Genomic DNA, 13,922 nt, shown 5'->3' on the forward strand with positions numbered 1-13,922 from the left:
AGATTCCTGCCTTCGCAGGAATGACAAAAATTCAGAACCAATACTGTGAAAGCAGGAATCTCCAACTAAGTAGAGTTTATTTTACCTGCCGAAGCTCGTTCAAGTCATCCTCGCCATTCACGAAAATCGACAAATCTTTCAACAGCCCGTCATCAATGCGGTAAATCCAACCGTGCACGGAAACATTTTGACCGGATTTCCAGGCATTCTGCAAAATGGTTGTGTGGCAAACGTTGATCACCTGTTCCCGCACATTCAGCTCGCAGAGCAGGTCCACTTTTTCCTGCTCGCCGGGCAGCGCATCAACTTTCGATTGGTGCTGGCGATACACATCTTTGATATGCTGCAGCCAGTTGTCGATTAATCCGTGCTCCTGATCATCGATTGCTGCTTTTACACCACCGCAGCCGTAATGCCCGCAAACGATGATGTGCTTTACCTTTAGCACTTCCACCGCAAACTGGATCACCGAAAGGCAATTCAGATCGGTGTGAATCACCTGATTGGCGATGTTCCGGTGCACAAAAATTTCACCGGGAAGCAAATCGACAATCTGGTTTGCCGGCACGCGGCTGTCCGAACAGCCGATCCACAAATACTCCGGATTTTGCTGCCGGGACAATTTCGAAAAGAAATCCGGGTCGGATTCTTTCAGGCTCGCAGCCCATTTTCTGTTGTTTTCGAACAAATGTTTTAGTATTCGCATGGGTAAAATTTATGCGAATTTAACCAAATATGAAAATTGATTTGAAAAATGGGGTATTTTTTTTGAGAATAAGACAACGCGGAACAATTATTTTTCAGCGGATGAATCTTCCGATATTTCGATCAACAAATCCGACAATTCGGATGCAAATGGATACAAAAAGTTAGCAAGTGCCAGTAATGCATTGTTTGAAAACGTTTTCGTTTCGGGAAAAAATTTGCGCACCAGCTTGTTCAGCAATAAATGTATCCGTTGTTCAAACGTTTGATAATACCGATCGATCGTTGCTTCATCGAGAAAAATCTGCCGGACATTTTTTAATTCTGCCTCATCCATTTTGTGGTTGAACTCTGTTTCATAGGAATGCAGAAATTCTTCCAGCGATTTCCGGTTTACCTTTTGGGCAGAATATTTTTGATGTTGCCCGGAAATCTCAGCCGGAATTCCGGTCGTTTTGATGCAGCCGATCACATTTTGCGCGCCGGACAAGATCTCGTCGATTGTTTTGCGAATCGCCGGATGAGTGGAAATCCGAACGCCAAGTTCATTTTTGCTGAAGGTTAATTGGGGAATCAAGCCGGGTTTTGGCAGCGGACGGGAAAAATAGCGGAACGTCAATTCCGTCAGGCAATCGTTCAGTTTTTCGCCAAACAAATACCGGCGTTTTTGGGCGTTATTAATAACAGTAATGGTTGTTTTCGAACGGACGCCGGTTTTGGCGTTGGGGGACGGGTTACTGCTTTGCTCAATCATTTTCACGATTCCCTTCAAAAAAAACGCTGCGCGATGTAAACTGAACATCTCCATGCGAAAGGGTATTTCATTTTAAAACGGTTGCGGCTACCCTTAAGTGCCGGTTAAAATTTGATTTACAGATTTTATCCGTAATTATCGAACCAAGTTGGAAAAACTTTAGCTGTCACCTTTTGCTAATACGTTATGCCATGCGTTTATGTGCTTTGAAATAAAATCGTGAATAATTGTTTTACAGAAAACGGTGAGAATTTGACAATTTTTTATGCGACACAATATTTATGGGTTAGGCGAAAATTACCAAAATCAATTTTTTGAGATAAAATATTCGGTTGTTATACGGGAATGTGATACATTTTCCGGGTATTAAAAAGTGGCATTTTGTCCCAAAAAAACAACAATTAAGATGGTGAAAAATGAAAACGACCCGCAATCTGCTAATAATTGTGTTGCTGTTTTTGTTCGCATGTTCAACGGATCACGGACCGGAAAGCAAGTTTTTGCGCGGGCGAATCCTGATATTGGGTGACAGCATCACCCACACCGGAATTTTCGTCAGCTTTCTGGAATACGAACTTGCCAGAAAATTCCCGGAAGCGGAAATGGATATCATCGCGATCGGGCTTTCCAGCGAAACAGCGTCTTGTCAAACAGAATCGGATCGCGAATTTCCGCGCCCCTGCGTTCACGAACGGTTGGACAGTGCGCTCGACAAGCTAAAACCGGATGTCGTGTTTTCATGTTACGGGATGAACGACGGTTTGTACACCACTCAAAGTCCGGAAAACATGCAAGCGTATCAAAACGGCATCACAAAACTAATGGAAAAAGTATTCGCGACCGGTGCAAAGCTGGTTTTGTTGACCCCGCCGCCATTCGATCCGCTTGCTGCAAAAGAGAAGGTAACTTGCAGCGATTCTGCCGGATACAATTATTTCCACCCCTATTGCCATTACGACAGCGTGCTGGCGGACTACGCCGATTGGACGATGACGTTGAAAAATGAGAATCTCGCGACGATCGATTTGAACGCAGTGATGACCGGTTTTATCCGCGAGCAGCGCAAAACGGAAAGCACGTTTGTGCTCAGCCCGGATGGTGTTCACCCGGATTCTGCCGGGCATTGGTTGATGGCGCGAACCATTTTGAATGCGTTGGGTGTGGATAGCGAAAATGGAAATATCGCAGCGGTTGCCGCAGAAAAAAGCCGCACGCCGCTATTCAAAAAAATTGACGAACGGCGGACAATTTTATCCGATGCATGGCGGGTGGCCGTCGGGCACACCCATCAACGGAAATGGGAAGGTTTGCCGATTGACGAAGCAAACCGGAAGGCAATGGCGTTGCGATCGGAAATTCGCGCGCTGCTCCGGACGGAATGAACCGGTTTTAGCTGGATGTCGTTTTTCGTTTGTTCAACAATATCCGGAAAATGCCAACCAGGCTGATCGCCAGCCAGAACGCCTCGATCACAAATGCAGAGAGGTTGAATTTGTACAACAGCGAAACAATCACGAACGCGGCGCCGGCCGCGTTCATCAGGCTGAAATTCAGCGATTTGCTGTCGATTTTTTCCAGTTGCAGCAGCATGTATGCCAGCAAAATCAAAAAAACACCGATGTTGCCAACGAAGTCAAACCATTGATATTCAATCATTTAGCGGATGCATTTCAGTTTATTTGTCAGACCAGATTGCCAACTCGTTACCGCCGGGTTCGATAAAGTGGAAGCGACGTCCGCCGGGGAAAGAGAAAATATCCCGACTGATTTTACCGCCATTTACCTGCACTTTTTCGCGTAAATCTTCCAGATGTTCGCCGTAAAAAATAATCAGCACGCTGCCGTTTTCCACGGATGCAGCGTTATCGGAACGGTAAATGCCGCCATCAATTTTTCCGTCGTTAAAACTGGCATATTCTTCGCCCCAGTCGGTGAAAGACCAGCCAAAAACTGCCGAAAAAAATGTTTTGGTTTTGGCTATATCTTTCGATTGAAATTCGACGTAATTGATTTGATTTTCACTGCTCATTTATGCACTCCAACTGTTGATTATCGTAAATGAATTAGCTGATTTGGGTGGAAATCCACCAAATATTGCCGGACGGATCGCTGATACCGCCGCGTTTATCCGGGTCACCTTCTTTTTGAACGGGATCTTGCACAACGGTTCCACCGGCGGCGATGGCGCGTTTGAATGTCGCGTCCACATCCGGCACGTAAACGTGCATCCACACCGGAAAAGCGGGATAATCCTCGCCGGCATCGGCGATCATCACGATTGTATCGTCAATTTTCACTTCTGCATGCATAATGCCGCCATCGGGTGTTTCATATCGGCGGGTTTCCGTTGCGTTAAATGTCGCATGCATAAAATCGATCACCATTTGTGCATCAGCTGCCATGATATACACAGAAACGCTGTTGTAATCCTGTGGTTTGAAATTTGGTTTCATCGGTTCACTCCACGGTTTTGATTCAACTTAAACATGGGGTAGTTCTAAAATTCAACAACATTGCCATAAAAATAAGTTCTGTGCTCGAAAAAGTAAGATTATTTCCAATCAAAATACCCAATCAAAATTTAACCTACAGATATTCCGGATGATCCGAAATAAATTTTTGCAATCCCTTGTTGGCGGTTGCGGAAACTTTTTTGCGCAACATCGGCGACCAACCGAGAAATATACCCGGCGTGCCCAATGCCATTCGCGACCATTTCCAAAAATCGAATCGATCGCGATGAACGATGATTTTGCCGTCGCGGAATTCGAATTGCGCATCGATCTTGTTGAGCACTTTCCGGTTGGTCACCGAAAAAGTGTAGCTCGCTTCCCAGTGGGCAGAACCAATGTTGTCGTCCGCTTTTACTGCGCCGTAATCCAGTGACAAATCCGCCCCGCGTTCACAGAGCATGTGCCACATCGCGCCGGCGGCTTTTCCGCGCAAATCAAATACTTCATCGTGAAAATGGATCTCCGGATGATAGCACTCGATCATCGTTCGATAATCCTTTTTTTGAAATGCGCGGTAAAATTTATGGATAACAGATTCGTTGGGATTCATGAATATTCCTGCCTGTTTCGTATTAAAAAAACGAAAAATTTTTATTCCTACAAACGGAAATAATGGCTGTTTCGGTGTCAGTTTTTTGGAAAATATCAGACATTAAATTGAAGGACAGAATTAATTAGACAATTAACATGTGGAATGTCTGGCTGAGAACTCCGACACATGCCAAACAATACGGCTCAGGAAAAATCGCGTCGAAGCCTTTGTTAATATTGAAGCTATCCTGAGTCCCGTTTCCCGGTGCTCAGGATATAATTTCAAAAATATCAACAAATGCTGTTTCGTTATTTACTTTTTTACTGATTTAAGGATAACAAATGAACCAATTAAAACGATCACGATTCCGGTGACCATCAAACTGTATTTTAGGGTAAGATTTTCGTTAAAAAATAGAAATCCGGTGCTGCACAACACCATACCGACCGGCGTTAAAGAATAACCGAATAATGAACCGGATTTTGGTTTTACTTCACTCATAAATAGTTCTCCAAAAGCGCGTTAATGGAATGGGCGTTTAAATTACTTTACTGATAAATATACCATTTTATTTTAATTGTCACACACTGAAATTGGGAGTGATGCAAAATTAATGTCCGGGTTTTAGAGAATCGGTAATTTCAGGCAACGTTATTCGGTGGGAAACGGGAGCCCGTGCATTCGCAAAAAGCTGAGTTTGTCCCAATAGCCTCGCTGAAACCGGATTTTTCCATCGACGATATGAAAAAAGCCGCAGCCGCGTAAACCCAGCGGATCGCGCCATTCGAGAATCGCCCAATCGCCATCTTCAAATAAATTCTCGATGATACAGGTCATTTCTGCATTGGCAAATTCTCTGGCAAACATATCCCGGATGGCGGTTTTGCCCTCAACCGGTTTTTCAGCAACCTGATGATTAACAGCATCTTCGCTGTAAAATTCGGCGATTGCATGGACATCTGCGCGGTTAAACGCATCGACCCATGCTTTAACAATTGATTTGGGATTTTTATGTTGTGCCATATTTTTCCTTTCGATAAAATCGGAAAATTGCCAGTTATGCCCGAGAGAATTTATCGGTCAGCCATAGTTGGGTTGAATGTTAATCTTCCACAACCGAGCGAATTAACACACCCTGTTTGCTGATATAAATGGGTGAATCCGTGATCCAAACAGTTCCCAATCCATTTACAAACGGATAGGCAAGCTGGAACTGCAGCGGGATAATGATGTTGCCCGATTTGTCGATATAACCCCATTTTCGATCGATTTCGATCGGCGCAAGATCCTCCGAAAAACTGCCGCCGTTGGAAAATTGCGGCGCTATCGCCAAAGTGCCATCCGGATCGATATATCCGATTTTATCATCCCATTTTACACAAGCCAGATTTTGGGAAAAATCGAGCGCAAAATCCAGTTCGGGTTCGATGATGTAGTCGCCATTTGGGTCGATAAAGCCGAATTTGTTGTCAACGGTTACTCTCGCGCGCCCGTTGTGGAAACTCCAACCTTTGTCAAATGTTGCCGGGATTACCATTTTCCCTTTGCGGTCGATATAGCCGTATTTGTCATCGAAACGGACACATGCCATATTCTCCGAAAAATCCGCTGCCTCGTCGAACAGCGGTTTAATGGCAAAATCGCCCATCCGGTCGATATATCCATATTTCTCTTTCTTTCTCACAGCTGCTAATCCTTCCGAAAATGTTCCGGCAAAATCGAACTGCGGTTTGATAAGGATTTTGCCATCCCTGCCGACGTAACCCCAACGTGAACCTATTTTGAACATCAGGAAAAAACGGGCGATTTTCACCGGCGCCAGACCTTCGCCGAAAGCGCCCAGCCATTCGCAAGCGATATCGAAAACGGTGTTTCCTTTATAATCCATGCATCTAAAATTGTTGCCTAAATTTTGTGTAAACATCGATTTACCGCGATTGATAATTACCAATCCCTCTCTGAATCTGGGTTCGGGGCTGTGTTTGACGGATTGAACGCGCGTCACGGATTTCACCGTTAGATCAGCCATTGTGTAACTGGCTTTGGCATCCGGAATGTTGATCTCCATTCCGGTTGAATCGATGAATTTCAGTTTGCCGTTATCCAAAACCGGCAGGTATTTCACGACCGGATATTCGACCGGTTTAGCGCTCAATATCCTTTCTGTGGGCGATGTAAATGTCAAATCCCGTTCTTTTTTACAATCTGTGAGGGTTGTTTTTTGTGACGGGTCAAAAGGAATCGCGTCAATTTTTTCGACGACGAATTGATACAACGTGCGCACGTTGCCATCATGTTTTTGAACGGTAAGATAGGTTTCCGAAGATTCGAGAATTTTCACATTTCTGAGAATACAGCCATTTTTGTAATAGACATCCTCAGCTTGCAAACCTGACGAAAAGCAGAAAACCAGGATCAGAATCAACTTGCGTGCCGGCATGTAACATTCCTTTTTCCGATGTGGTGGAGATATTTTTTTGCAGTCAGATCTTTATAAATGTTATTCAATCAGAATGAAAATCACAATAAAAAAAAGGAATTATAATCAGGTTAAAAAAAAACAGATACCATTTGATGGATAATTCAATATTCAAAACAATTATTACCGATAAGCTGTTGTTTTTCACCAATGGTTGATGTTATTTTTGAGCCGTAAAATAATTGCAGAACGCCCGATTTACCGAACTATTTGATGCATGATACGTTAACATATTTTGTTAACAATTGCGCAACAATCGAAACGAATAAACACAAACAGACAATAAATGAAAAAACAATCCGGCACTCTAATTCTCGCAAATGCAGTATTTAAGCTGATTCCCACCATTGCAATTGTGGCGTATTTGTGGATATTATATGCCTCAAATATTTCCGAAATCCGCACCGATCCGGTCGGTAACCTGATCGTTTTTTCAATCGGTTTGGTTATTTCCTATTTTTTGTATGCCTTTAACGTACGATTTTCGGTGACGTTTTTGTTGCTGGCCGGCAGCGTTTACAGTGCCTATCGCTGGCTCGGCAGCGTTTCTTTTGGCGAATTTGATGCGTTTTATTATTCGATTGCTTTTTTCATTTACGCAGCGATTTTTGTAGCCGCCTGGGTGGTCGGATTCGGTTTTGCCCGGTTCAATTGGTTTCCCTGGGTGGCGGCGCTGGGCGTTTTTGTGTTTGCCGCGACTACTGTAATCAACGATTTTTTCACATTGCAAAGCCAGCTCGATGCGGAATATCTCCGGCAGGTGACCACCACGTTGCTGCCGCGTGATTCGCTGGTGCATCGCTTTGTCACGCTGCTGTTTTTGATGATTGTGCCGGTGATGTTTTACAGCGTTTACATCGTTTCGATCAACGAATATTTGCGAAAGCTGAAAGTATTCCAGCGCGAACATTTTGGCTATTTGATGCGCCGCAGTTTTTTAACCATTGCTATTCTGGCGGTTTTGCTGCTGCTCCCGATGATTTATGCATACTTTTTTGACATCCCTGAATCGCTGGTCCAGCAGATGAACAGCGCACAGGCTAACTCCGCCAGCTTCCTCAAAAAAACCACCGATACCGCGACCCAAAAACCGCAGTTCGATTTGAACGATTACGCGCAGTTGCTGCCGGAAGTGAAGCTCTCCGACGAAACAGTTTTTGCAACATATATCGATAACTTTTTCCCGACCCGCGATGGCGGACAGATCCCGCTGCCGGTGCATTTCCGGCGATTTGTGCTGAACCGATACGAACCGCAAAACGAAAAATTTGTGCTCGATCCCTATCCGCCGTCATCGGTGCCGAACGATTTGTTTTCGCCGTCGATAAAGGATGTGCCGATCGGTTTCGCGATGTGGGACAGCGTGATTGCCGTGACGACCGAAGAATATCAATATCGCAAAAATATTTCAGCGACCGTTTACAACCAATCGCTCGATCCCAACGCGTTTGTATCGCCGAATACCGGCTGGTTTTACCAGAAATTGCCGGTTGCGCCGGAAGATCGCGAAACATTTACCACGGCGTATCAGTGTTCATCGCTGATTTCCATCTGGAATTTGCCGCCGTTTATGTTCAGCACCACCAACCCGGAATTGCAGGCGTTCAAGGAACAACGCGCCGAAGCGATGCGCATGGATTCGTTCCGCAGCTATGCAAAACTGGATTCTATTTTCTATCGCTATTACACGACGATCGACCGGAACGATACATTGATCACCAAACTTGCAGACGAACTAACCGCAGGAAAAGCAACGCCTTACGACAAGGTTGAATCCGTCGTCGATTACTTTTTGGGCAAAGACGAAACCGGCGAACCGCGCTTCACTTACACCCTGAAACCCGGCGCACCGGAAACTCCCGGTCAATCATTTATGCATTATTTCCTGTTCGATAACAAACAGGGCTATTGCACTTATTTTGCCGGTGCAACCGTTTTGCTGCTCCGCGCAGCGGGCATTCCGGCACGAATGGCAGTTGGCTACGCCATTTACGATCGCAGCAATAAAAATAACGGCTGGTATTGGGTATATGCGGATCAGGGTCACGCCTGGGTGGAAGTGTATTTCCCGAGTTACGGCTGGGTGGATTTCGATACGACACCGAGCGACGATACCGAGCCGGTGCGTCCGCCCAAACCCGATGCCACGCCGCCGGAAGTGATCGGCGAACCGGTATTTGCGGTGCTCGGCAAGGTAACCGGCATCAGCGGCGATTCCACAAATGTGCTGGTGCGTCCGTATGTGATTCGCTATCGCACAAAGGAATATGAAATCGCCGATTCGCTGGCGGAAATTATCTCGCTGAAACCGGATGGCGGCACCGTTACCATCGATGATCAAAAAGTGAAAATCGGGGAGTTTTCGCTCGACCGGAACATGGTGTTATCGGCGTATTCCTTCAATTACCAGTTGCAGCAGATTCCCGAATACAAATCGAAACAGCCGTTTATGGATTGGTTCGCGAAACGTTTCCCGGAACAGATACCGGTGGACGAAGCAATCATTGTCTATCGCGATGAATCCGTGCCGGAAGGAACGATTTTCGCCGTGGACGGGCGCATCGAGGGATTTTTGCCGGACAGCAGCGGATTGGTCATCGCGCCGGACAAGCTTTTCTATCGCGACCGCAATTACCAGCTTGATGCAAAATACATGCAGTCGATCAAGATTCGCCCGAAGCATGCGGAAATCATGATCGACGGCGAAGCCACGCCATTGGGCGATCTGGCGCTGTCCGTCGGCGATACGCTGCGCATTCACGCGGAAAGCGGGCACCCGTCGTTGCACGAACTGAAGCCGTTTTTGGCAACGGAATCGTTCACCAATTGGTTCAAGAACAGTTTCCCGGAAATTATTCCGGTGGATAAAGTCACGCTAAAGATCGAACAAACGCCGCTGCCGCAGCGCATCTTCCGCTGGCTGCTCACGGCGTTGGCGATTGCCGCGATAACCGCGCTGCTGCTGGCTTCGCTGATGTATGTGTATTACCAGCTCCGCGCCAAACAGGCCAACGAAAAAGCGCGGCTGTATTGGCTCTATCGTCTGGCTTTGCTCACGCTCAACCAGCTCGGATTTCAGCGAATCCTCAAAACGCCGCTGGAATATGCACAATACACCATCGATCCAAAATTCGGGACGCAGTTTGCCCAATTCATGCAAATTTATCACAAAAACAAATACGCGCCGCAGGGATTGCAACCGGAAGATCACGCATTTGTGCAACAATTTGTCGGACAGTTTAAAGATAAAGTGTTTGGGAAATACAAATGGTGGGAAATTTTACGGAATTTTCTGAATCCCGTGCCGACATTGCGGTTTTTGTTTTCACGATAGCAACTTTTGCATATACCATAAATTAGATGTGACGCAATGAGATACTATTCAGGTTGCTATTTTTTAGATGTCGCTTCCGTTTCCTGCTCACGAAACAGGCTTTGCGAAAGCCGCAAAGCCTGACCGAATACTGATCCCTTATTTTAATAACATCATTTTCCTGGTTTGCGTAAACCGAATCCCTTCACCGTTTTGCGAATGGACAGCCACGCGATAATAATAGACACCGCTGGCAACATCCGAAGCGTCCCAGTTATAAAAATGCGTTCCGGGCGTTAACACCTGGTTTACAACCGTTGCTACTTCCTGACCAATCAAATTATACACGTTCAGCGTAACCCGTCCGGATTCGGGAATCTGGATTTCGAACCGGGTGGTTGGATTAAACGGATTCGGATAATTCTGTTTCAACGCAAAAGCGGTGGGTATTTCCTGCGCATCGTTAATTGCAGAAGGTGCAGCCTTTATTTCGATCCAGTTCAGGTTAAATTGACCAAAATGAAAGCCAACATGCATCACTTGCTGCCCCGCAGTTAAGTAAACATCCGGGATCACCAATTCTTCCCAGAATTGCCAGCCGCCGGTCACCGGAACACTAACGTTTCCGGTCAGGTCAACGCCGTTAAATTCAATGTGCAAACTGCCGCCGCCGGGAACAGAAGCAATTACCGGGACAACCGTGTACATGCCATCTACCGGCACATCGATCGTGTATTCTACCCATTCGCCATCTTCAATCCAGCCGATGTCATACCCGCCACCCGGATCATTTGACGCTTCGATATCCACACCTTCCGAACTGCGAAACGGTACACCCCAATTGATGGCGTCATTATCGTGATAGGCTACGCCCTCGCCGCCCACATCGTAAAATTCTGCCTGAACTATTCCGGGAATTGTAAATGGTGATCCCAAATAGGGCGTGCCGTTTCCGAGAACAGAGATCTGAACGCTGTCTGTCGCAGAAAGGTTGAGGTTATTCGTTACCGTCAGGCGTACGGTGTAGGTTCCGACTTCAGAAAAGACATGCAGGGTGTCATCCGCCATTGCTGTATTGCCATCCCCAAAATCCCACAAAAAAGAAAGCGGTGAACCGTTTGGATCAAAACTTTGACTGCCGGTAAAATTAATCCGTAACGGTGCTTTCCCGGATGTTTTGTCGGTTAACAATAAAGCAGACGGCGCATTGGGATTCGCCGGTGAAGTACTGAAAGATGCCATCGCTTTGGGAGCCACCGGCATCGAGAAACCATCGGAGAATGTTACCAATCGCTCTTGCGATCCGGCATTATAGGCAACATAGGTTAATTCATCTGCCGCATCCCTGAAAACGGCGTAGGTTGGAATATCAGCGGAAACAGATGTTTCTACCACACCCATTTTCTTCATATTATATAGCCAGTGATAGGTATGGGCGCGAGATTCACCGTCAAACGGTTCGTAGGCGATGTCCGCATAATAATAAGACAACGCCAGATTGGGGTCTGCCAATGCCAGATACATCCACAATAAATCCTGCCAGATGATCGGTTGCCCGTTTCGCTCTGCAACAATTTCGTTATAATTATCAATCACATAAGCGGGATATTTTCCCAGATATAAAGATGCGCTCGAAACCGGTAAAATGTTGATGCCATGAATGAACTCCGGATTCGCACCGAACCAGGTTGAATGCACACCTTTTCCGCCCCACACCATTCCGATCGCCACGTGAGGATATGTTTGGGGGAATACTTCGTTGGCGACATCAAACCAGTAATGTTCAACGGCAGAAGCTTCGGTTGCATATAAGAAAACACCCAAATCGCGAATATCCGCTTGCTGCGTTACCTCTCCCCACAGAACAACAGCGGATGCAAAGTTCATCGATTCGGAACTGGATTCCTGATTATTGCCTTCAGCAAAATCACCGTGACCGGCTGCCCATGAATGTCCGGCATAGGCATCAAATGTTCGCAAAAACGGGAACTGCGGGTCACTTCTTTCCCAATTATTGGCGTCTTTTATCAGCAGGTTAACCATTCCGCCCCAATTCTCCTGGGATGCCCATGCGCTGTCGTATTGTGCGATGGTTGCCGCGCTCAATATGGCATAGCTGGCATGAAAATGATGGTCATTGATCTGGTCGTCAGCGCCATATCCGGATGGATAACCGGTTAATACATCCCAATCATCGATGTAAACATATTGCTGTTCGCCGCCGACGGTAAACCAGTCTTCCAGGCGGCTTTTTATTTCATTGAGGAAGTGATCCCGTTCAGTTATTGCGCCAAGCTGGTCTGCGATGTGAACCAGATGGGAAAAACGCGCCATTGCCTTGCCGTTTTCATATGTCGGACCAACGGGCAGCGTTTCACCGGCGACTTCCTGAATATAACCTAACAGCACTGCCCTGTTATAGCTGCCTTCATCCGGCAGCGCCGGTAAAATTCCCTGAAACATCAAATTTGTAGAGAATGAATTACCCGCAACCAGTTTCATAACGCCACGGGGCGATTGATACGTATAATTCAACAACGGATTGGCAGTATTTAACCATTGGTGGCGATACAGCGCGGTTAATGTTTCGTTGATATTGTTTGCGGCACTGTCTGTTAAAACGGTTTCGTAGGTATAAGTGCTGGTCACTTGCGAAGTGGATTCGTTATACTGCCAGTCGATGGTGCTGTTGACCACAAAAGCATAGGCGTGATTCCTGAACAATGCCAGCGTTGCCGGATTTGCATCCGGAAGCAGCGCAACCGAAAGGTAATCCTTGCCATTCAATGACGATTGAAAGGTGCCGGTGCCGGACCAGCTTGAGCCTGTCGGGGCGAATATGCCGTAATGTTTACCGTTAATGGTAATACCCAACACTTCATCCTGTTGATACCAGATTGCGGGTGTTTGCGCAGCAGTAATCACCGCATTGCCGCCCGTAATTCTGAAAAACACATAGGGAAGCCCATGACCTAGCGTTGCTTCCATCGATAGCGGACCATTTTCCCATAATGCTGTTACGGTCCAATCGCCATACTGTTGGGTAAGGGTTTGGGAAGCCGATAACCCGCTGACGCCCACCGTTAATTGCTTTGCATAGGGATACAAATAATCATTGGCTACAAAAATGTGATCGGATGTATAGCCGATTTCCAGACCGCCGGCAACCGCTTTACAGTTAAGCGGCTGGGCATATAAAATGTTGGAATAGGGAGAGTTAAAAAAGGGATAAATCAGGCTGCTCCAGAAATCATTGGTTTGAACCGGCTGGTTAAATGTGCCGGATACCTTGGGTATGGCATCTGCGCCGTTAAACGTTCGCGGACCCACCGCGCCGGAGGGCAGGGAAGTGCTGTAACTGCCATTGCCAACCGGAACCGTTTGCCCCATCGCTGATACCGATAAAAAGCAGAGAAACAACACAATCATAAAACCGGGCAAGCGGTGCTGTAACGTATTCGCGTGAACCGGATTGTTGAAATGGCAATTCATTTGTTTTCCCTTTTGTTAGAAGTCGATATGCCGGTTGATAAGCTGCAAAATTGGAATGGTTAACATGCCCCGCAATTCCCGTTTGAAGGGAGCAGGGGAGATGTCCGCTTTGCGCAAGTAAAGCATGCGATAGC

The 13,922-nt window shown here is 46.4% G+C and carries 11 protein-coding genes; 2 read left to right on the plus strand and 9 right to left on the minus strand.

Annotated features, from left to right (window positions below; translation table 11 throughout):
- Window positions 1–76: 76 nt before the first annotated feature.
- Window positions 77–706 carry a carbonate dehydratase gene (gene can / locus H6629_23895; protein MCB9070830.1) on the minus strand — a complete coding sequence of 210 codons (630 nt, stop codon included), beginning with the start codon at window positions 704–706 and terminating at the stop codon, window positions 77–79.
- Window positions 707–793: 87 nt separating this feature from the next.
- Window positions 794–1,459 carry a hypothetical protein gene (locus tag H6629_23900; protein ID MCB9070831.1) on the minus strand — a complete coding sequence of 222 codons (666 nt, stop codon included), beginning with the start codon at window positions 1,457–1,459 and terminating at the stop codon, window positions 794–796.
- A gap of 416 nt (window positions 1,460–1,875) precedes the next feature.
- Here H6629_23900 and H6629_23905 point away from each other — a divergent pair, with 416 nt between their 5' ends.
- Complete coding sequence (locus H6629_23905; protein ID MCB9070832.1) at window positions 1,876–2,841, plus strand: SGNH/GDSL hydrolase family protein; 966 nt, start codon at window positions 1,876–1,878, stop codon at window positions 2,839–2,841.
- 7 nt (window positions 2,842–2,848) lie between these two features.
- On the opposite strand, the gene H6629_23910 is transcribed toward H6629_23905, so the two are convergent.
- The 6 genes from H6629_23910 to H6629_23935 all read right to left on the minus strand — a co-directional run bounded on the left by H6629_23910 (window position 2,849) and on the right by H6629_23935 (window position 6,944).
- A complete protein-coding gene (locus tag H6629_23910) occupies window positions 2,849–3,112 on the minus strand; it encodes a hypothetical protein (GenBank protein MCB9070833.1) in 264 nt (87 codons plus the stop codon).
- 22 nt (window positions 3,113–3,134) lie between these two features.
- Window positions 3,135–3,488: a VOC family protein gene (locus H6629_23915; GenBank protein ID MCB9070834.1), complete on the minus strand. Its 354-nt coding sequence runs from the start codon at window positions 3,486–3,488 to the stop codon at window positions 3,135–3,137.
- Between the two features lie 34 nt (window positions 3,489–3,522).
- A complete protein-coding gene (locus H6629_23920; GenBank protein MCB9070835.1) occupies window positions 3,523–3,912 on the minus strand; it encodes a VOC family protein in 390 nt (129 codons plus the stop codon).
- Window positions 3,913–4,045: 133 nt separating this feature from the next.
- Window positions 4,046–4,522, minus strand: a complete 477-nt coding sequence (locus H6629_23925) for a nuclear transport factor 2 family protein (GenBank protein MCB9070836.1) — start codon at window positions 4,520–4,522, stop codon at window positions 4,046–4,048.
- Window positions 4,523–5,155: 633 nt separating this feature from the next.
- Entirely contained in the window at window positions 5,156–5,527 is a 372-nt protein-coding gene (locus H6629_23930; GenBank protein MCB9070837.1) for a nuclear transport factor 2 family protein, read from the minus strand.
- 79 nt (window positions 5,528–5,606) lie between these two features.
- Entirely contained in the window at window positions 5,607–6,944 is a 1,338-nt protein-coding gene (locus H6629_23935; GenBank protein MCB9070838.1) for a WG repeat-containing protein, read from the minus strand.
- 325 nt (window positions 6,945–7,269) lie between these two features.
- Here H6629_23935 and H6629_23940 point away from each other — a divergent pair, with 325 nt between their 5' ends.
- Window positions 7,270–10,317 (plus strand): transglutaminase domain-containing protein, encoded by a 3,048-nt coding sequence (locus tag H6629_23940; protein ID MCB9070839.1) that lies wholly within the window; start codon window positions 7,270–7,272, stop codon window positions 10,315–10,317.
- A 138-nt stretch (window positions 10,318–10,455) separates the two neighbouring features.
- Here H6629_23940 and H6629_23945 read toward each other — a convergent pair whose 3' ends face one another.
- On the minus strand, window positions 10,456–13,788 hold the full coding sequence (locus H6629_23945; GenBank protein ID MCB9070840.1) for a carbohydrate-binding protein: 3,333 nt from the start codon (window positions 13,786–13,788) through the stop codon (window positions 10,456–10,458).
- Window positions 13,789–13,922: the final 134 nt, after the last annotated feature.

The sequence above is a fragment of the Calditrichia bacterium genome, assembly GCA_020634975.1.
Taxonomy (GTDB): Bacteria; Calditrichota; Calditrichia; order RBG-13-44-9; family J075; genus JACKAQ01.

Bases quoted from the DNA above. Each gene is read 5' to 3' on its own strand.
- can (MCB9070830.1), bottom strand. From the start codon at position 706: ATGCGAATACTAAAACATTTGTTCGAAAACAACAGAAAATGGGCTGCG.
- H6629_23900 (MCB9070831.1), bottom strand. From the start codon at position 1,459: ATGATTGAGCAAAGCAGTAACCCGTCCCCCAACGCCAAAACCGGCGTC.
- H6629_23905 (MCB9070832.1), top strand. From the start codon at position 1,876: ATGAAAACGACCCGCAATCTGCTAATAATTGTGTTGCTGTTTTTGTTC.
- H6629_23915 (MCB9070834.1), bottom strand. From the start codon at position 3,488: ATGAGCAGTGAAAATCAAATCAATTACGTCGAATTTCAATCGAAAGAT.
- H6629_23920 (MCB9070835.1), bottom strand. From the start codon at position 3,912: ATGAAACCAAATTTCAAACCACAGGATTACAACAGCGTTTCTGTGTAT.
- H6629_23925 (MCB9070836.1), bottom strand. From the start codon at position 4,522: ATGAATCCCAACGAATCTGTTATCCATAAATTTTACCGCGCATTTCAA.
- H6629_23930 (MCB9070837.1), bottom strand. From the start codon at position 5,527: ATGGCACAACATAAAAATCCCAAATCAATTGTTAAAGCATGGGTCGAT.
- H6629_23935 (MCB9070838.1), bottom strand. From the start codon at position 6,944: ATGCCGGCACGCAAGTTGATTCTGATCCTGGTTTTCTGCTTTTCGTCA.
- H6629_23940 (MCB9070839.1), top strand. From the start codon at position 7,270: ATGAAAAAACAATCCGGCACTCTAATTCTCGCAAATGCAGTATTTAAG.
- H6629_23945 (MCB9070840.1), bottom strand. From the start codon at position 13,788: ATGAATTGCCATTTCAACAATCCGGTTCACGCGAATACGTTACAGCAC.